20 protein-coding genes and 1 other RNA gene are annotated in these 19,734 nt (G+C 41.4%); 8 read left to right on the forward strand and 13 right to left on the reverse strand.

The window, feature by feature from the left end:
- The first annotated feature begins 76 nt into the window (after window positions 1-76).
- Window positions 77-850 (forward strand): DUF1206 domain-containing protein, encoded by a 774-nt coding sequence (locus BST86_RS06950; protein ID WP_105982632.1) that lies wholly within the window; start codon window positions 77-79, stop codon window positions 848-850.
- A 12-nt stretch (window positions 851-862) separates the two neighbouring features.
- Here the strand turns inward: BST86_RS06950 and BST86_RS06955 are convergent, their stop codons facing one another.
- On the reverse strand, window positions 863-1,222 hold the full coding sequence (locus tag BST86_RS06955; protein ID WP_105982633.1) for a hypothetical protein: 360 nt from the start codon (window positions 1,220-1,222) through the stop codon (window positions 863-865).
- A gap of 90 nt (window positions 1,223-1,312) precedes the next feature.
- On the opposite strand from BST86_RS06955, the gene BST86_RS06960 reads away from it, so the two are divergent.
- Both BST86_RS06960 and BST86_RS06965 read left to right on the forward strand, forming a co-directional pair.
- Window positions 1,313-3,856, forward strand: a complete 2,544-nt coding sequence (locus BST86_RS06960) for a PIG-L family deacetylase (protein WP_105982634.1) — start codon at window positions 1,313-1,315, stop codon at window positions 3,854-3,856.
- Between the two features lie 80 nt (window positions 3,857-3,936).
- Window positions 3,937-5,712, forward strand: a complete 1,776-nt coding sequence (locus BST86_RS06965; RefSeq protein WP_242446485.1) for a sodium:solute symporter family protein — start codon at window positions 3,937-3,939, stop codon at window positions 5,710-5,712.
- Between the two features lie 75 nt (window positions 5,713-5,787).
- Here the strand turns inward: BST86_RS06965 and BST86_RS06970 are convergent, their stop codons facing one another.
- The 6 genes from BST86_RS06970 to BST86_RS06995 form a co-directional block, all read right to left on the reverse strand.
- A complete protein-coding gene (locus BST86_RS06970) occupies window positions 5,788-6,207 on the reverse strand; it encodes an OsmC family protein (RefSeq protein ID WP_055413099.1) in 420 nt (139 codons plus the stop codon).
- Window positions 6,208-6,351: 144 nt separating this feature from the next.
- Window positions 6,352-7,197, reverse strand: a complete 846-nt coding sequence (locus BST86_RS06975) for a DUF2911 domain-containing protein (RefSeq protein WP_055413765.1) — start codon at window positions 7,195-7,197, stop codon at window positions 6,352-6,354.
- Between the two features lie 29 nt (window positions 7,198-7,226).
- Window positions 7,227-7,610 (reverse strand): sulfite exporter TauE/SafE family protein, encoded by a 384-nt coding sequence (locus BST86_RS06980; protein ID WP_055413766.1) that lies wholly within the window; start codon window positions 7,608-7,610, stop codon window positions 7,227-7,229.
- Between the two features lie 16 nt (window positions 7,611-7,626).
- Window positions 7,627-9,102, reverse strand: a complete 1,476-nt coding sequence (gene cls / locus BST86_RS06985; RefSeq protein ID WP_105982635.1) for a cardiolipin synthase — start codon at window positions 9,100-9,102, stop codon at window positions 7,627-7,629.
- A gap of 6 nt (window positions 9,103-9,108) precedes the next feature.
- Entirely contained in the window at window positions 9,109-10,041 is a 933-nt protein-coding gene (locus BST86_RS06990; RefSeq protein ID WP_105982636.1) for a lytic transglycosylase domain-containing protein, read from the reverse strand.
- Window positions 10,042-10,085: 44 nt separating this feature from the next.
- Entirely contained in the window at window positions 10,086-10,736 is a 651-nt protein-coding gene (locus BST86_RS06995; RefSeq protein ID WP_105982637.1) for an alpha/beta hydrolase family protein, read from the reverse strand.
- A gap of 176 nt (window positions 10,737-10,912) precedes the next feature.
- On the opposite strand from BST86_RS06995, the gene BST86_RS07000 reads away from it, so the two are divergent.
- Entirely contained in the window at window positions 10,913-11,221 is a 309-nt protein-coding gene (locus BST86_RS07000) for a GNAT family N-acetyltransferase (RefSeq protein ID WP_055413767.1), read from the forward strand.
- A gap of 10 nt (window positions 11,222-11,231) precedes the next feature.
- On the opposite strand, the gene kdsB is transcribed toward BST86_RS07000, so the two are convergent.
- Genes kdsB through BST86_RS07020 form a run of 4 tightly spaced genes read right to left on the reverse strand, consistent with a single transcriptional unit; the run spans window position 11,232 to window position 14,443 of the window.
- Complete coding sequence (kdsB, locus tag BST86_RS07005) at window positions 11,232-11,969, reverse strand: 3-deoxy-manno-octulosonate cytidylyltransferase (RefSeq protein WP_105982638.1); 738 nt, start codon at window positions 11,967-11,969, stop codon at window positions 11,232-11,234.
- 1 nt (window position 11,970) lies between these two features.
- On the reverse strand, window positions 11,971-12,417 hold the full coding sequence (locus tag BST86_RS07010) for a hypothetical protein (RefSeq protein WP_105982639.1): 447 nt from the start codon (window positions 12,415-12,417) through the stop codon (window positions 11,971-11,973).
- Window positions 12,414-13,019 (reverse strand): DUF4126 domain-containing protein, encoded by a 606-nt coding sequence (locus BST86_RS07015; RefSeq protein ID WP_105982640.1) that lies wholly within the window; start codon window positions 13,017-13,019, stop codon window positions 12,414-12,416. Before BST86_RS07015 ends, BST86_RS07010 begins: the two co-directional genes overlap by 4 nt.
- A 2-nt stretch (window positions 13,020-13,021) precedes the next feature.
- The gene (locus tag BST86_RS07020; protein ID WP_105982641.1) at window positions 13,022-14,443 is read right to left on the reverse strand and encodes an ATP-dependent DNA helicase; all 1,422 of its coding nucleotides are present in this window, start codon (window positions 14,441-14,443) and stop codon (window positions 13,022-13,024) included.
- Between the two features lie 121 nt (window positions 14,444-14,564).
- On the opposite strand from BST86_RS07020, the gene BST86_RS07025 reads away from it, so the two are divergent.
- Genes BST86_RS07025 through rsmD form a run of 3 tightly spaced genes read left to right on the forward strand, consistent with a single transcriptional unit; the run spans window position 14,565 to window position 16,580 of the window.
- Complete coding sequence (locus BST86_RS07025) at window positions 14,565-15,314, forward strand: hypothetical protein (protein WP_105982642.1); 750 nt, start codon at window positions 14,565-14,567, stop codon at window positions 15,312-15,314.
- Window positions 15,292-16,053, forward strand: a complete 762-nt coding sequence (locus BST86_RS07030) for a DUF3822 family protein (RefSeq protein WP_105982643.1) — start codon at window positions 15,292-15,294, stop codon at window positions 16,051-16,053. The genes BST86_RS07025 and BST86_RS07030 overlap by 23 nt, the downstream gene beginning before the upstream one ends.
- Entirely contained in the window at window positions 16,044-16,580 is a 537-nt protein-coding gene (gene rsmD, locus BST86_RS07035; protein WP_105982644.1) for a 16S rRNA (guanine(966)-N(2))-methyltransferase RsmD, read from the forward strand. Before BST86_RS07030 ends, rsmD begins: the two co-directional genes overlap by 10 nt.
- A gap of 215 nt (window positions 16,581-16,795) precedes the next feature.
- Here the strand turns inward: rsmD and rnpB are convergent.
- An RNA gene (rnpB, locus tag BST86_RS07040) (RNase P RNA component class A) lies at window positions 16,796-17,115 on the reverse strand.
- Window positions 17,116-17,216: 101 nt separating this feature from the next.
- On the opposite strand from rnpB, the gene BST86_RS07045 reads away from it, so the two are divergent.
- Entirely contained in the window at window positions 17,217-19,052 is a 1,836-nt protein-coding gene (locus BST86_RS07045) for a DNA polymerase III subunit gamma/tau (protein ID WP_105982645.1), read from the forward strand.
- Between the two features lie 99 nt (window positions 19,053-19,151).
- Here the strand turns inward: BST86_RS07045 and BST86_RS07050 are convergent, their stop codons facing one another.
- Window positions 19,152-19,724: an outer membrane beta-barrel protein gene (locus BST86_RS07050; RefSeq protein WP_105982646.1), complete on the reverse strand. Its 573-nt coding sequence runs from the start codon at window positions 19,722-19,724 to the stop codon at window positions 19,152-19,154.
- Window positions 19,725-19,734 lie beyond the last annotated feature (10 nt).

Raw genomic sequence — 19,734 nt, forward strand, 5'->3', positions numbered from 1 at the left:
GCCGATAGCGCTTGATATAGCAGTAGATTGAGTAACTTGAACCTTCTTAAGCCTCAAGTAACTCCACTACTCAACATTGAAAAATTCAAGACGTTTTTCCAGATTTGGTATTGCCACTAAAGGACTCGTTTTCTTTTTAATAGGTGTGATGGCGCTTATCACAGCACTCAATCTCAATTATGCTCTAAAAAACGAAAAAGAGATCATTGAATGGGTCTACAGGTTGGAGTTGGGCTGGTTTTTACTTTTAATCATCATCATTGGTTTATCGGGTTACATTTTTTCCAGATTTTATCTCACATTCAACCGCAACGATTACGATGGTTCCAACGGCAAACCCAAATACCGCAGAGCCGCCTACCTCATCAACGCATTAGGATATTGTCTCCTGCTCTTGACCTGCATCACGATTTTACTGGGTAAGAACGATTCTGGAGATTCTGAGTTGAAGATTATGGTATTGCAATCGGTCATAGGGAAGATTGTGGTTTACATCATAGCCTTAGGACTTGCCATAAGTGCAGTGAATGAATGGTGGATTTCATTTTCTATAATGATGGACAAGATGATCAATCCTGAAGAGTTAAGTCCTAAGCAATATAAATACCTATTACTGTTAGGTAGATTTGGTAGGTTTAGTCGTGGGATTGTTTTTGGGATCTTTGCCTATGTTCTAGCAAGGTCTGCCTACTACGATCTTCAAAATTTACCTGATGGAGCAGACGCTGCCTTTGCATTTATAAGTGCCACCTATGGCGCATTCATTATGGGAACGGTAGCATTTGGAGTAATGTGCTATGGTTTGTATCTCATTTTGAGTGGTAAACACCGCAACATTCCCATTAAGTAAAACTTATTGATTTTACTCCACAGTAAAATTTATCCTTAAAATTAGCATACCGTCTGCTGTACTGTTGTCAAACATGGCTCTGGGATGCCTTATTTCCACAAAATCAGATCCAGTAAATCCGCTTGCAGGTGTGTATTTATAAATGAGTTGGTTAGGATCAGTACGTTCAATAATCTCACTTAATGTGGCGTTTTCTGGTTTTCTAGAAATTACGATATCACTACCGTCACTTCCTTGGCCTAAAAAATATGAGTAATCCTCAGAAGTCTTCAAGGAAACGTTCATGTTAGAAATAATATCATCAGGCTCCTGATTGTCAGCGGAACAGGATAAAAAAAGTAGTGGCAGGATAAACAATAGAATCGTCCTCATATTTAAAAGCTTAGATTTTAAAGATAACATTATACTGACCGGTGGAATATTTATTTCGGATGAATTCCAAAAATTCTATCTTCACGATCTATGAAAAAACACGTTCTTAATCTATTACTTGCCTTTTTATTTGTGGCAGGCACAGTGGCACAAGAAAACAGACTGGGTGATGAGCCAGTAAGCAGTTCAGAAATCTACCACCATATTGAAAAGTTAGGATTTTTGGGATCTGCCTTATTTATTGCGGCGCATCCAGATGACGAAAATACCCGTTTGATCGCCTGGCTGGACAATGAAAAAATGGCGCGTACCGCCTATTTATCATTAACCCGAGGCGATGGTGGTCAAAATTTGATAGGTCCAGAGTTAAGAGAACAATTGGGAATGATCAGGACGCAAGAACTGCTGGAAGCTAGAAACATCGATGGCGGCGAGCAATTTTTCACACGCGCAAATGACTTTGGATATTCTAAGGATCCTGAAGAAACACTGGATATTTGGAATAAAAATGAGGTCTTGTCAGACGTAGTTCGGGTGATACGTAAATTTCAACCAGACATCATTATCAATAGGTTTGATCATAGAACTGCTGGCACCACGCATGGCCATCATACCAGTAGCGCCATTCTAAGTGTCGAAGCTTTCAACATGGTGAGCGACAAAAATGCATTTCCTGCACAATTAAAATACGTCGACACCTGGAAGCCAGAGCGTTTGTTCTTCAACACTAGCTGGTGGTTTTATGGTAGCGAGGACGCTTTCGCGAAAGCGGACAAAACAAATCTTCTTCAAATAGATAATGGCGATTATTTCAGTTCGACCGGCTACTCTGTAGGCGAGATCGCCGCATTGAGCCGAAGCCGTCATCAATCTCAAGGGTTTGGATCATCGGGATCAAGAGGTTCTTCCACCGAATATCTGGAGTTTCTGGAAGGATCTTTTCCTACCGACAAAACCGATCCGTTTTCTGGTATCAACACCACCTGGACCAGAGTAGATGGCGGTAAAAAAGTACAGTCGCAATGGGAAACTGTCCTGTCCAACTATGACTTCAAAAATCCAGCATCAAGTCTAGACAATCTGCTCGCATTGCGCAAAGAAATTAGTTCATTATCAGACGGTTATTGGAAAAATGTCAAGTTAGGTGAGGTTGACAAGATCATAAAAGAACTAATTGGTCTGTATGCCAAAGCGTACGTGACACAACCTTATGCCACGTCTGGCGAGTCCATCCAATTGAATCTGGAACTTGCGAACCGAGCCATAGATAAATTGAATTACCAGATCAACAATAATGCAGCGGTTTATTTTGAAAAAGCCGCTGGTTCTATCTCTAACAATACTTCCATCACGGTAGAAGGAACTCTAAATATCCCTAGCGATCAAGCACCTACAAGTCCTTACTATTTAGAAAAAGATGGAAGCCTAGGTATGTATGTGGTGGACGATCCCAACATGATAGGAATCCCTGAAGCAGCGGCAGCTTTTCAGGTTCCAGTGATTTTGACGTTTGGCGATCAGAAAATTGGGATGTCCTTACCGGTCATTTATAAAACCACAGATCGTGTACGTGGCGAGATCTATGAGCCTTTCCATGTGGTGCCAGCTCTATCTATTTCTATAGAAAATCCCGTTTACATTTTCAAGGACAAAGAAAAAAGAGAAATTACAGTCAGTATAAAGGCTTACGACGATTTGTTGAATGTGTTCATTTTGGCCGAAACGCCTCCCAACTGGCTTCAGGATAAAATTAGAAGAGCCTCTTTCAACATATCCAAAGGACAGACCATGTCTTATAAATTCTACGTATATGCACCAAATGAATCTTCGGAAGGTGAAGTGACCGTTTATGCCACATCTGGCAATAAAAAATACGATCAAGAAGTCATCAACATTAATTACAACCACATTCCAGACCAGCAACTGGTGCGACCAGCGACCGCAAAACTGGTCAATCCTGGACTTTCCAATCTTGCGCAAACCGTTGCATATATCAACGGCGCAGGCGATGATGTTGCCACGGCCATTGAAGCCATAGGAAGCAAGGTTTTTAAATTTGAGCCTAGCGAAGTCCCATCTGATTTGAGTAAATACGATGCCGTGGTCGTGGGAATCAGAGCCTTTAACGTGGAGCCAGAAGCCATGGCAAATCTTCAAAACAGACTGGATACCTTCGTTAAGAACGGCGGCACACTGGTCATGCAGTATAACACAGACCGCGGTATTCCTAGTGACGCATTAGGACCGTTGGAGATATCGCTTTCGCGAAAGCGAGTTACCGACGAGAATGCAGCCATAACCTTCCTATATCCAGAAAACAAAGTTCTGAACGCACCTAACAAAATCACGCAACAAGACTTTGAAGGTTGGGTCCAAGAACGTGGACTGTATTTCCCAGAAAAATGGGATCCAGCGTTTGAGCCCATTCTAGGCATGAATGATAAAGGCGAGTCCCAAACTAAAGGAAGTTTGCTGGTCGCACCTTATGGTGACGGCCATGTGGTCTACACCGGTTTGAGCCTTTTTAGAGAATTACCTGCAGGTGTTGCTGGTGCCTACAAATTGCTGGCAAACATGATTAGTTTGAGTAAAAACAGACCTAACCTTGAAACAAAACAAGATCAAAAGTTCTAAAAAGTGGAACCGTTTGTACGTGCTGGTGATCGTCGCTAACCTGATGTTTGCCGTGGCATTCTACATTCTAAGCTCGGTTTATGGGAATAGCTGATTGGTTTTCAGGAAACCTGGGTGAACTGTCTATGGTGGACTGGTTCATACTTGCCTCTACCCTAGCATTTATCGTGCTTTATGGCGTTTATAAAACTCGTGGGAAACAGACCAGCGAGCAATACATCAAAGGTGGCGACGCGCGCTGGTGGACGGTAGGCTTATCTGTCATGGCTACACAAGCAAGCGCTATCACCTTTTTGAGTACTCCAGGACAAGCATATACTGATGGGATGGAGTTTGTCCAGTTTTACTTTGGACTGCCCATTGCCGTCATCATTATTTGCGTCACGTTCATTCCCATTTATCATAAGCTTAAGGTGTACACGGCTTATGAGTTTTTGGAAAAGCGGTTTGATGTCAAAACCAGATCACTGGCCTCTATCCTATTCTTGATCCAGCGTGGACTCGCAGCAGGAATCACCATCTATGCGCCAGCTATCATCTTAAGTGCGGTATTGAACTGGGAACTGAAATACCTCAACATTGTGATAGGCATTTTGGTGATCATCTACACGGTTTCTGGTGGTACCAAAGCCGTCAACGTTACCCAAAAACAACAAATGATTGTCATCATGGCTGGAATGGTAACGGCATTTGTGCTTATTGTGACTCAACTTCCAGACAGCGTTTCTTTTGATAATGCGTTGACGATGGCCGGCAACGCGGACAAAATGAAAATACTTGATTTTGATTTTTCGCTTGACGATCGGTATAATGTATGGACGGCATTATTTGGCGCGAGTTTTTTGATGCTTAGTTATTTTGGAACTGATCAGTCACAAGTGCAGCGTTATTTATCCGGAAAGTCGGTGAAGCAAATGCGTATAGGTTTGCTATTTAATGGTTTGCTTAAAGTCCCAATGCAATTCTTTATCCTGATGGTAGGTGTGATGGTTTTTGTGTTTTACCAATTCAATTCTACACCACTTAATTTCAATCCAGCCGCCGAAAAAGCCGTTCTAGAAAGTGAATATGCCAGCGATTACAAAGAATTGCAACAGGCGCACACCAGTATTCTTCAAGAAAAGCAAGAGAAACAGATCGTTTATGGAAAACTCTTGGAAAATGGCACATCTGCAGAGTCTAACCTTTTAAGCAACGAATTAAAAGACCTTAGAAACACCGAAGAACTCAACAGGGAGAAAGCCCGCGAACTTATTACCAAAGCAGACCCTAGCGCAGAAACCAACGATAAGGATTTTGTCTTCATCAATTTCATTCTCAACCATTTGCCCAAAGGGCTGATCGGTCTCTTGCTGGCAGTCATTATCAGTGCGGCGATGTCTTCTACAGCATCAGAATTAAACGCGTTATCATCCACCACGACCATTGATATTTACAAGCGTTTTAAAGGCGCCGGCAAGGATGACGATCACTTTGTAACGGCAAGTAAGTGGTTCACCTTGTTATGGGGAATTATCGCGATCACCTTTGCTAGTATAGTATCGCTGTTTGATAATTTGATTCAATTGGTAAACATCATTGGATCCCTATTTTACGGAACCATTCTTGGAATTTTCCTCGTAGCCTTTTATTTCAAACAAATCAAGGGAAGAGCGATATTCATCGCTGCATTAATTTCAGAAGCTGTGGTCGTAGCGTGCTACCTTGTCGACCTAGCAGATAACGGCATTAAGATCCTACCATTCTTATGGCTGAATCCTTTAGGAGCCTTGCTTACTATAGCACTGGCATTGATCATCCAAACCGGCTGGAGTGATAGTTCCCTTAAACCACAACCTATTCTGGAAGACAAGTAGTTTTTTAAAATTACTCCACAAAAAAACCGTTACGGCAGGACCGTAACGGATTTTTAATTCTCTAAAAGAATGGATTTATTTCAACTTTGAAGTCAAGTTTACTTTTGCTTTGAATAGCTTGGACACTGGACAAACTTCTTTTGCCTTGTTGGCAATTTCTTCAAATTTATCAGCGCTTATTTCTGGAACCTCACCGGTAAGATCGAGATCTACAGTCGTGATTTCGCCATCTTCGAAATGTACTTTTGCGTTAGTGTGTAGTTTGGTCGCGGTAAAACCTTCTTCATTAAGTAAAAAACTTAACTGCATGGTATAACAACCTGCATGTGCTGCTCCCAATAATTCTTCTGGGTTGGTACCTTTTTGCTCGCCTTCAAATCTTGTCCCAAACGAGTATGGCACATCCACCATTACTTTACTATCTGTCGATATGTGGCCTTTACCTTCTTTACCAGTTCCTTGCCACTGTGCTTCTGCTTTTCTTGAAAATTTCATAATCTTATTGTTTTGCATAAAAATAAGATTGGAACGTACTCCTGCAATGGGCTTTAACTAAGGTTTATCGCATTAAAAAAGCCGCTTCCTATTGAGAAACGGCTTTTTGATGAGTTCGCTTTCGCGAAAGCGAAACTTATATCCTTACATCTTCACACCCCATTCTTCCAGAGAGATCTTGTTCAATCTTACATAATCTGGATTAGGTGCGGCAGCAGCTAGCTCTAACGATTTCTTGGCACTTGCAATAGCCTTGTCCTTATTACCCATTTGAGCTTCCATTAGGGACTTGCTTCTCCACATCCAGTAAGCATTTGGGTTTTTCTCAACGGCCTTGTTGATCCACTCATAAGCCTGATTCATGTCCTTACCGCTCTCCATATAAAAAGTTGCTGCACTGTAATAGTCACCAGCAGATGGACCAGACATAATACGGTTGATGCTTTGCAAGGTCTTCTCATCAGTAGGAACGACCATAGGAACGCTTACCATGGTTTGATCCCATTTGATCTCAAGATCTGCACCATTCATGGTCAAGTTGTTGATTTCAATGGTGAAGTTTTCCTGCTTATTAGCCGTTTTTACTGGAGTTGCCATAACACTAGCAGCCACAAGGTTCTCATCCCAATCTTGAGGTGTACCCCAATTGTCTGTATTGGCATAGAAAATAATTTCCCATTGGTCCTTTCCTGGCTTGCTATACAATGCATAGCTTCCTGCCGCTAGTTTAGCGCCACCAACGGTGACATCGTCAGAGAAGGTTACGACGGTATTCTCATTAGCACCTGTTCTCCACAATTGATCGTAAGGCACCAAACTACCAAAGATCGCGCGATCTCTCATGGCTGGTCTAGAGTATTCCAGGGTCACATCTGTCAAACCTACGGTTTGAACAACCATGGCACTAGGGCTGGGCTGTGGTGATTCTATTTGTGCATTCAAGGTCACACTCATTGCGCAACATAGAAGAAGTAAAAGAATTCGGTTCATTTTCATAGTTTTTATTTTAAGGTTTAGGATCAAGCTTTGGCGCTTGAAAAGAAAATCATTTTTATGGCTACTAACAGGAGTACAAATCCGAAGATCTTTTTAAGCACCTGCTGATTGAGATTAATTGCAATTTTTGATCCAAAATAACCGCCTACCACAAAGGCAACGGCTATGATCAATGCATAGCGCCAGTCCAGATAATGACCGCTGCTGTGATAAGTATAAGCCGCAATAAAGGTAACTGGAACAGCGAGTACTGCTAAGCTCATACCTTGAGCCTGGTACTGATCATATCCCAAAAACCAGATCGCCAGCGGTACCATTACAACGCCACCGCCTACTCCTACACTACCGCTCAAAAACCCAGCTATCAAGCCTAAAAGCAATAGCAGTAATATTATCTCTAATGTCATCTTGCCTAATTTCATATTATAACAATGGTGCCCACAATCTACAAAAAGACTCTTTGAATTTATACGTTTTGGAACGATCTAGCCACTTTTCTAGATCCAGCGTCTGGCAGTCTTTTAAATCTTCATCAAATTTCTGGTCCAGACTTTTTGCTGTTTCTGCATCAAAAATAAGGGCATTGATCTCAAAATTAATATCAAAGCTACGGTAATCCATATTACAGGTTCCTATGGTCAAAAACTTGTTGTCTACCACCATGGTTTTTGCGTGCAGCATTCCTTTGCAATACCAGTGGATCTTGATACCGCTTTCCATGATTTCTTCAAAGTAGGATCTGGAAGCGTAGCGTGCTGCCCAACTGTCTCCTATTCTAGGCAGCATGATCTCTACATTGATTCCAGATCTGGCGGCACTTTTCAAGGCGATTAGAATCGCCTCGTTGGGAATAAAATAGGGTGTCGTGATGCGTATGGATTCTTCGGCGCTGTTGATTCCTGCAAAGATGGCTTCCATAATGTTTGCCCAGTCAGTGTCTGGACCACTGGCAGCAATTTGTACCGCTTTGTTTTCCTTCTCATCAATTTCTGGAAAGTAACTTTCCTTAATTTCATCATCTGCCTCGTGATATTCTCCATCACAAACAAAAAACCAATTGAGCAACCATTGAGCTTGCATGCTTTTTACCGCGTGACCTTCTATACGCAGGTGCGTATCGCGCCAGTAGTCTAAAGGATCCCTATCTGGTGTGTTGACGTACTCGTCACTTACATTCACACCACCCAAGAATCCTATGTGTCCATCAACGATACAAATCTTACGGTGGTTACGGTAATTAGCCTTTCTGGTGAACCGTGAAAAGAGTACCGGCATGAAGGCATGGTGAACGATTCCAGCTTCGGTCATTCGCTTTTTGACAGCTCTGGAAAGGTCACTACCAACTGAGTCATAAATCAGTTTCACTTCAATACCGCGCTGCGCTGCATCTACCAAATGGTCGATAAATTGGTTACCTATGTTATCATCATTAAAAATGAAGTATTCCAGGTGTATGTGGTCCTTTGCTTCTTTTAAAGCCTTGAAAATCGCTTCAAAAGTATTCTCGCCATTATACAATACCTGCAAGTCGTTGTGCAGTGTGAGTGGTGATTTTTGATTATGCCCCAGCAATCGCACCATTTTCACACGATCTTCTAGAAAACTGCCCTCGTATTCTTCCAGTTTGGAATCGTGCATGAACAAACGGTCGTTCCATTTCTCTACCAGATGGTGGGAATTGAGATCCTTGCGTTTAAAGATTTTTGATTTGCGGTATTCCAGCCCAAAGAAATAGTAAATTGCCAGTCCCACAAATGGAAAGGCGATGAGGAAAAGTAATGAAGATAAGGTCTTTCGTGGGTTCTGATTATTGCGTATTAGGAAAAACGCCGCACTTAGTGCGACGATGTAATTGATGATAAGCGCGGTTAAAAACCAGTTTTTCAGGAACCATCCCATAACTATCTACTTGTAATAGCCTTCTTCAGGAATAGAAATGTAGTATGTTTTTCTGGACTTGTTTTTGAGCTTGGTTTCACGCAACCATGGATTGTGCAATTTGAGCACTTTATAGGTGATGTTGTTCGCTTTCGCGAAAGCGACCAAATCATCAATCTCATAATCAACTTTAATCTTCTTGACGGGCACGTTCGTATAATAATGCTCTGGATCTACATTGAAACCGTAGCTCTCTGGATTTTCAAGAATGGTTTTAAGCGCCAGTATACGGAATACATATCGAGCGGTCTCTTGATTGAGAAGTAAGTCATAATACTCTTCGGCTTCCTGACGGTTTTGCTCCCTATTCACACCGGCATTACCAGCATTGTAAGCAGCTGCCGCTAATGTCCAGGTACCAAAGTTCTTCTTACTGTCCTTCAAATATTGTGTCGCCGCAATGGTCGACTTTTCCATGTCATAGCGTTCATCAACATTGTCATTGACTTCCAAGCCCAGTTCACGAGCAGTGGCTGGCATTAATTGCCAGAAACCTTTTGCTCCAGCAGGCGAGACGGCATTGGTCAAGGCACTTTCTGCAACGGCCAGATATTTAAAATCGTCTGGAACCCCATTCTCTTTCAAGATAGGTTCTATGATGGGGAAATATTTCTTTGATTTCTTGATCAGCTTGATCGCGTTAGACTGGAAATAGACGTTGGACAACAACTCGTTATCAAAGCGCTCTTGTATATCTGGATCTGTAAGTGGTACCAACTCGCCGGCAAAGGTCAAGTTTTCTGGCATGGGCAACGAGTGGATCTGGTATCCAGGCACTAATGTGGTGGACGGATCCTTATATTTTTCTTCTATATCTGTCGCATTATCTGCCATTTGAATGGCGCCTATGGTCACAATAGATAGTACAGCTATTGTAAAACCGATGACAATTTTTCTCATCCTAAATTTTTTGCCTAAAGGTAACAGAAACAGCGAAATGAACGCTAGGTTTCCCTGATGATTTGTGGCAGGTTTTCATTAAACCAACGGAACCTATTGATGATCATCACATGCGTGCCACCATCGATGGTAACACAGTTTTTGATATACTTCAAAGGGAATACAGGATCTGCACTTCCATGTATGTGAACAATTCCTTCCATGGGCTGTTCCTGCTGCCATTTGATAATGGTTTCCAGCGCCCAATCCAGATATTGTGGATCGCTGATATTGAGGTAACGCTTGTACAGTTCCATTTTTTTAGGTGCGATGGACATGCCATATTTAGACAGCTGGTCAAAGTTGCCCATTAGACTGGTAGGCAAAAGCTTGTGCAAGCCAGTACTTCTGGCCAGTCTCATGCGCCTAGGGAATTCATGATGACTCTTGACGCTTGAAATAATAATGAGCTTCTTGACCTGGATTAGCTTAGCCATTTCTTGGACGATCACACCGCCAAAAGACACGCCAATGAGAACAGGATTGTCATGTTTCACCTGCTTTAAAAGTCTTTGACAATAGCTAGTTAGAGGTTCTTTAGGCTCTGGGATGAGCCAGTCCATTAAGTGTACCTCAAAGTGTTCCTGTGGTAAAGAAATATTTTCAAAAATGAGCGGTGAGGCCGCCATTCCAGGCATTAGGTAGACTTGAATCATAGCCGATTATCTTTCAGAATCAAGGTTTTAACGATTGTCATAGAGTATCAATGGGCTATTTAAAGTATCTTTGCAAAGTTAATCAAGCAATTTTTACTCTTCTCACAAGCGTTTCAGAACTTCTTTTTGAAACATGTTACTGTGCCTTTTTATTAGAAAGAGTTTAAAGAATGAATATGGAAACCAATATGATCGAAGTTACAGACAACGCATTCTTGCGTCAATACGAGTGCCAGCAGGATGCAGGCATGGCAAAAATTGAATACGCTCAACAGGAACGTAAAATTTTTCTAACCAAACTCATTATTCCAGAAACTCTCGAAGACAGCGTAGAATTTAGGGAAAACTTTCTTAAAGCCGTATTTGCTGACATTAGAGACAACAAGAAATTAAAGGTTGTACCTACTCATCCCAAGATTGCAGGCTTTGTGCGCAAGCACCGCAATGACTACAAGGAGATGCTTCCCGTAGGTATTAGCATCTAACTAGACGATTCTAATTATTGTCCCAGATGACTCTTGCTTTCTCAAGATCTGTAGGAGTGTCTATACCTATGGTATGATTTGAAGTAGTCACCATACGTATCTTTTTACCATATTCCAGATAACGTATCGCTTCAATTTTTTCAGCGAGTTCCAGTGGTGTTGGTTTTGAATTGTAAAATTCCATCAAAGCGTCCTTGCGAAAAGCATAGATGCCCACGTGTTTATGAACATCTACATTTGCGGTCTCATCTCTTATAAAAGGAATGGGTGATCTTGAGAAATAAATGGCATTGCCATAGGTATCCACAATCACTTTAACATTGTTAGGGTTTTCAATATCACGTTCTTCGCTTAGAGAATGCATTAATGAAGCTAACGCGATTTCCTTGTTTGGGTCATTATCAAAAACCTGCAACAATCTCTGTAAATCTACCTTGTTAGTAAATGGTTCATCGCCTTGAACATTGACCACGATGTCATAATCTAGATCCTCGACAGCTTCTGCGATACGATTGCTTCCACAATCATGTTCTTTGTGGCTCATCACTGCTTTACCATCGTATTGCAATACAGTTTGATAGATATCATTACTATCTGTCGCCACGAGAACTTCATCAAACAAGTTGGTTTTTTTTACGGCTTCATAAGTTCTTACAATAACTGGAGCGCCGCCCAGATCCAGTAATAATTTTTTAGGTAAGCGTTGGGATTCCAGCCTAGCTGGGATAATTGCAATTTTTTTAAGCATTCTAATAATTTAAGGGTAAGGACCAGTATGGAGTACGTTTTTCTATTTCAATATGATGCTTTCTCAAAAGATCTAGAAAAGCTGTGCAAGTAGACTCGGTATTGAAAGATACCTGACGATAGCGTCCATTAGTAAGCTTTAGACTCACCGTAGAAAACATCTCATTTTTAATTACCGCACCATCCACATCGTCCAGAGAAATTACATTTCTCACTGAGGTTGTTTTAAACCATACCATCATGACAATTAAACTAGGAACAGCTACCGTACCGCTTAAAATGGTCTCAACCATTTCTCCTTGTTGCCAATGGATCGCAAAACTTACTATGGCTGGTGTGAATATCAACAGCGGCATCCATAACAGGTAAAAGAGATTATCATCCTTCAACGCAAGGACTTTATCCTTTTCTGACCACCGCCATTTTGTTTTTCTTGTAAAGATGCTCATGATTTTTCAATAGGTTTAAAGGTATCTCGCTTTCGCGAAAGCGAACTCTTTCTAAAGATTTTACGATACAACTTACGTATTCCAAAAAACGTCAAAATCACCACTACCACTGCTATAACCGGCGCCGAAATTGACAGTATGCTTAGCAAGGTTGAAAAAACAGCTTCAAGAAAACTAATGATAGGATTTGCAACTCCAGCAGTTACGGTCGTGCTGGTGGCTCTCGCGGCACTGGTACTTGTCGCAATAGTAGCTGCCGTACCACCACCGGCAATGATAGCCAGCGTCCAGCTGTAAATGGGATCTACATCGCCCAAAACCGTGAACATCACCAGTGTTCCAGCGACGGTTGCCAGCGGTATGGATATAGTGTCCAATAGGTTGTCTACATAAGGTATAAAATAAGCGCCCAATTCTATGATGGATGCGACGGCAAGAACAATGATGGCGGTAAGGCTGCCAGCCCATTGCCAGTCTTCATTGAGCGGTATCCATTCAAAATAACCAGCAATACTCAACAACAATAAAGGCACAAAAACCCTAAAACCTGCACTTGCAGATAGGCCTATTCCCAGACAGACGCTTATGATGATCTCGAGCATGGTTATTCTATAAAGTTTTCATTTTTAAAGCCGATAAGATACAAATTTGTTTTGGCTCGAGTGACTGCCGTATACAGCCAGCGCAAGTATTCCTTGCTGGGCCCATCTGGCAAATACGGTTGTTCTACGATCACATTTTCCCATTGACCACCTTGGGATTTGTGACAGGTTATGGCATAGGAAAATTTGACCTGCAACGCGTTAAAATAAGGATTGGCCTTGATCTCCTTGTATTGCTTCCATTTGGGTAATTTGAGATAATCCATGCGTACTTCTTGATAAAGGCTGTTGCTTTGCTCGTAGGTAAGCGATGGTGATTCTGATGTCAAGGTATCCAGCAGTAAAGTGGTTTCAAAAGGTTTGGCATTGGGATAATCCACCATGCGCACCTTAACATTAGCAAACTTGAAACTGTAGATCTCCTTAAAATTGAAAATCTCCAGCACCTCAATGATGTCACCGTTAGCGATGAATCCTGCGTCGCTTGTGATATCCAGCCAGTGATAATTGTTCTTGACTACCATAAGATAATCACCTGATGCTAGTTCGCTTTCGCGAAAGAGAATACGCGACCGGATTTGCTGGTTATATAAATTGGCTCTTTTGTTAGACCTAACAATGATAGCCGTCTCTTCATGACCTTGATTATCATAGGCACTCATCACGGTTTCCATGATCTCATGACCATCAATAAGGCGTTCGATATCTTGAAAAGGCAACGTATTGAATCTGAAACTAGGATCGTCCACCTCAATGTGTTCCCTAATTTGTGTAGCATTATACAGAATCCCAGAACCTTCCGTTTGACGTTTGACCTCGTCTAGCTCCATATCAATCACGGTCTTTAAATACCGCTGTTCGATCAACTGGGCATCCAGCGCCGGCGAAATATTCAGTTTTACTGGCGGTAACTGTGCGGTGTCTCCTATAATGATGAGTTTACACTTAAAACCATTGTACACATACTCTATTAGATCATCCAATAAGGATCCATTCCCGCCAAACATTTTATTCTCTGCCACAACATCTGGAATCATGGAGGCTTCATCCACTATAAATAAGGCATTGCGATGCTTGTTCACTTTAAGCGTGAACTGCACGTTGCCAGATCCTTGACCTTTGGGATAATATATTTCACGATGTATGGTGGCAGCCTGTTTATTCGAATAGCTGCTTATGACTTTGGCAGCTCTACCGGTAGGCGCGAGCAGTACAGGACTTTTTTTAGCCTTCCACAGACTTTTTACCAGACTGCTTATAATGGTGGTCTTACCAGTTCCCGCATAACCTCGCAACATAAAGATTTGGTCTTTCTCTGGACTTAAAATGAATTGTGAGAGTTCTTCCAGTGCTCTTTCCTGTTGGAATGTAGGTTCAAAAGGAAAATCGAGTTTTAAAATCTTGAAGAAATCTTGCGGTGTCATTAAAATTGTGTGGAAAGGTAGAGGATAAACTTAACTCAAAAATATGGCGGCTCATTAGGACGAGACAAAAAAAATTGTAGATTTGTTTGCTTTGAAATTAAGCTAATAAACATCCCATCTTATGTTCAATTTAATCTTGTCGGTAGTAATAGGTATTATAGTGCTGGTACTACTTGCGATATTTATAAACAAAATCCCACGCAAACTTCACATTGTCATCATCCTAGTGCTACTTGCACTTATAGGATTTTTTGCGTACAAGTTGTATCAATCCATCGCAGAACCGGTAAGATTTGAAGCAGTAAAAGAAGAACGCTATAAAGATGTAGTGGCTCAATTGATCACCTTGCGTGATGCAGAATCTGCCCATAAAACAATTGTAGGTAAGTACACTGATGATATTGATGCCCTTGCTAGATTCATCGATACCGCAAAATTTGCGCTGATACAAAAGCGTGATAGCAGTGTTGTTGATGAAGAGAAAAACAGACGCTATGGTCTATCAGGATCAGGTGGATATCTTAAGGAAATAACTATCGTTGATACCTTAGGTTTCAAATCAGTTAAAGATTCATTGTTTACTGGTGTTGATATCAGGTCACTTTTGAATTACCCAATTGAAGGTGCTCCAGGAAAAATTGAACTGGCGACCGATACCTTTATCGATGGAGAGAATGTCTTGAGTGTTTTTGAAGCAAAAGCATCTAAAGAAGATATTCTTTTTGATCAACCAGAACGTCTGGTAAAAGCAGAACTTGAAGTAAAAGCAGTAGAAGCTATTGATGGACCAACCATTAAAGTAGGAAGCCTTACAGAGGTGACCACAAGTGGAAACTGGCCTAGACAATATGCACCGAGCCGAAGCAACTAAAAATAACGACCTATATAGTTTGTCCGTCCTGATTCATCAGGATGGACTTTCTTTTTATACCCATAACTCAGCGACCGTTCAAGAAGTAGTACATAAGAGTTTTAAATACCCAGCAAATCCTATTGAATTACTCGACGCGATTCAAGAGACTTTTGAAAAAGAAGCGTCATTAAAGGACGAGTTCAAAGAGGTGACACTCATTTATCATCACAATGTTTACGCGGCGGTACCAGCAGCCTTATTTAAAGAAGAACACGCTGCAGACTATTTGAAGTACAATACTAAGTTGTTACAGACAGACACGATTAGCATCGATGAACCTGTGGATAATTTAGAGGCGCAATTGGTATACATTGCCTATTCCAACATTAGCAATTACTTTTTTGACACCTATGGTGATCATGCTTATTTTCATTATGCCACCAGATCCTTGGAGGTCATTTCAAAAATGTCCAGCGGCATCTATCTAGAGATTATGCCGTCGCATTTTTATGTTACAGCTATAGACAAGAACCATCTAGTAGCTCATAATATATTCCCATATGAGCAAATTGAAGATATACTTTACTATACCTTGTTTGCTTTGGAACAAAATAAGCTAGATCCAGAAACCATTCCACTTACCATAATTCAAGAGCAACAGGATGCTCAGCTATTTGATTTACTCTTTATGTACGTTAGAAATGTAGCGTTCATAGAGGATTATCAGGGCTATCTCAACAACATCATATGCGCATAATATCAGGCATTCATAAAGGTCGCCGTATTCAAGCTCCCAAAAATCTGCCCGTTCGTCCAACGACAGACATGGCCAAGGAAGCTCTTTTCAATATCCTGCGCAATCTCATTCACATCAGTGACATTAAAGTGTTGGAGCTTTTTGCCGGTAGTGGGAATATGTCCTATGAGTTTGCAAGTCGCGGCGCTGGCAGTGTACTTGCCGTAGACAAACACTTTCCCTGCATCGCGTTCATTAAAAAGACAGCTGCAGAACTGGATTTGCCCATAGATACAATCAAGGCAGATGTCTTTAAATTCTTGGAAAATCACAGCATTAAATACGATATCATCTTTGCAGATCCACCATATGCACTGGAATCTACCGATTTTCTCAAGATAGCAGATTTTGTCTCTGAAAATCAAATGCTCACCGAAGACGGAATCCTCATCATCGAGCATTCCAAACATACCGATCTAAGTGAACATCCTTCTTTTGACAATGCCCGCAGATATGGCGGCACGGTTTTTAGTTTTTTTAAGAGGTAACGCTTTCGCGAAAGCGTAATTTGATACTAGCCTTTTCTTAACATCGTTCTGGTTAGCACCTATATGACTATCAAGCAAGTGGCGAGCAGATTCTGAAACGAGTTCAGAATGACAATAATTTTGGGATTTGGATTTTGGGATTTGGAATTTGACTTTGGAATTTTGGATTTGAAAATTTATAAACACAATTTGCAACGCAAATTGAAAATGTGGAATAAAAAAGCAGGCCTGTAAGCCGGATTCTGTGATCCCGCACAAACGGGAACCTCTATCATTTATCTAGGATCGCAATTACTCACGACCTCTAACTGCCTACCCTTCAGAATCGCACGGATCGCGCTCAAGCTCTGATTTACGCGACATTTCACCACATAGAGTTTACCTGGTTTCACTACAGCATTACCTGTACATACTTTCTGTTGCACTGGTCCTATCCCGATAGCTATCGGGACGACGGCCGTTAGCCGCTATGATATCCTATGGTGTCCGGACTTTCCTCCTCAACAAAAGTTGAGACGATAGAGCGGCCTGCTGCTGCAAAACTAACCGATTAATCGCACGCATGTTAATAATTTAGGCAAAAACAACAGGCCGTAATGAAGGTTGTAGCGGCGCATCATTTTATCTTTGAAACGCATGGAACCGTTCATAGTATCTGCCAGAAAATATAGACCCGAAACCTTTGAGGATGTCGTGGGACAGTCTGCCATTACCAAAACTTTGGAGAATGCGATTGAAAGCAATCACCTGGCTCAAGCTCTACTTTTTACGGGACCTCGTGGTGTAGGTAAAACGACCTGTGCGCGTATCCTGGCAAAAAAAATCAATCAGCATAATGTGGATTATGATGCTAATGAAGATTTTGCCTTCAATATTTTTGAACTTGATGCTGCTTCCAACAATAGTGTGGACGGCATTAGAGAACTCATCGCGCAAGTGCGTATACCGCCACAGGTAGGAAAGTATAAGATTTATATTATTGACGAGGTGCACATGCTCTCTTCTGCAGCGTTTAATGCTTTTTTGAAAACGCTGGAAGAGCCACCAGCTCACGCCATTTTTATTTTGGCAACGACTGAAAAGCACAAGATCATACCAACGATTTTATCACGTTGTCAAATATTTGATTTTAAGCGCATTACTGTAAGTGATATGCGTGAACATTTGAAGCGCATCGCGGTCAAGGAAGGAATTGATGCAGATGAGGAAGCCTTGCAGATCATTGCGCAAAAAGCAGATGGCGCTCTTAGGGATTCTTTATCCATTTTTGATAGGGTTGTTAGTTTTTCAGGGAAAGACTTGACGATACAGGCCGTGACCGAGAATTTGAATGTCTTGGATCGCGATACGTACTTCAGCATGACGTCGCTTATCCTGGAGAACAATATACCGCAATTGTTGATAGACTATGATCAAATCATGGTCAAGGGATTTGATGGGCAACATTTTTTAAGTGGTCTGGCATCTCATTTTAGAGATTTGATGGTATGTAAAGATGAACGTACAATCGTATTACTGGAACTGGGAGAATCCACTAAAAAGAAATATCTGGAACAGTCCGGAAAAACAGACCTGGAATTCTTGAAAACTGCGATTGAAATCACCAACAATGCAGATCTAAAATATCGCAACAGTCGCAACCAACGTTTATTGGTAGAGTTGTGTTTAATGCAACTGGCTTCTATCCTACTTCCAGAATCTGGCGAAAAAAAAAAGCCTTTAACCTACATTCTACCGGCTAAAACCTTTGAAAATGCTGTTGTAACAGAGCCTGCTGCCGCACCAATCAAACAAGGCAACGCAGCATCACCAGTTGCGGTCCAAACGAGTACGGCGACAGAAACCTCTATAGACACTTTTCAAGAGGTGGAAGATAATTCTGCAATCAACAATCCACCAGCTTCAGCTGAGCCTGTTGTATCGCAGGAAACTCAGGTATCCACTAACGACAGGAGCTATTCAGATCAAAGTTCACTAGAAGAGAAACGCAGGGCGTTGCTGCAAAAGGGACGGAAACGGGTAAGCACGCTTTCCATCCAGGGAATGGAGCGCAAAAAGGAAATGCTGGAGAATCAAAAGGACGCAACGGCCTCGACAGACAAATTGCCCGAAAAGAATTTCTCTCAAGAGGAGCTTACCATGGTCTGGAATAAATATGCCGATCATTTGAAGGAAAGAGGCGATTTTATTCTTTCCAGTATTTTAGGTATCGACCAGCCTAAATTGAAGGGAACTACCATTCATCTCAAATTTCCCAATGCCTCTATGAAAGAGGATCTTGAGAAAGAGAAAGGTCAAATTCTGGAATTCTTGAAAAGAGAACTTCAAAACTATCTCATTGATTTTGAGATAGATGTTGACAAAACCGTGACCAAAAAGTACATCTATACAGATCAAGACAAGTTCAACAAATTGGTCGAGAAGAATCCTGCGGTAGACCTTTTACGCAGGACGTTCAACCTAGAGTTTTAAAGATTACAGATCGTTGCAAAGAATCTTATAAGAAATAAAAAGGCCGCAATCCTAGGATGCGGCTTTTTGAATATTCGCTTTCGCGAAAGCGAACTCTAATTACATTCTGTAAGAAAGGGTCAACTGGTAAAAGCGATTCTCTGCATCATAGCCTTGAGCCTCAAGATTGCTGCTGTAAATATTCTTGAATCCATAGCCATATCTCGCATCAATGCTCAAACCGTTTGTGATTCTCACGCCTATGCCGCCTACGCCCATAAGGTCGTAATCGTAGTAATCGCTATCATCATTCTCTGAAACATTAACAGCAGCCTTAGGGCCAACATTTAAGTAAAGAAATCTAGTGATATTAGCTTGAACCAAAATGCCTGTATTGAGCCAATTGGACTTGAAATTAACTTCATTACCATCTGGAGCCGTTACACTTTCTTCTTTCACACCTAAGGCATTGAATCCCAATTCAGGAACGATGGAAAAGGTATTCCCTAAAGGAATTTCGGCAAAAAAGGTCTCAGAAGGTGCTATTCTATTTTCTGCATCTTCAAAAAGGTCGGTTTCCAGGTCTGAATAGTTGGCACCCAATCGTACACCGTAAGAAGTTTCATTGCGTATTTGAGCGATAGAAGTCATTGAAAAAGAAGCTATAAGCGCTAAGAGTAGTATATGTTTCATTATTATATTT

Source organism: Nonlabens agnitus, from assembly GCF_002994045.1.
GTDB lineage: Bacteria > Bacteroidota > Bacteroidia > Flavobacteriales > Flavobacteriaceae > Nonlabens > Nonlabens agnitus.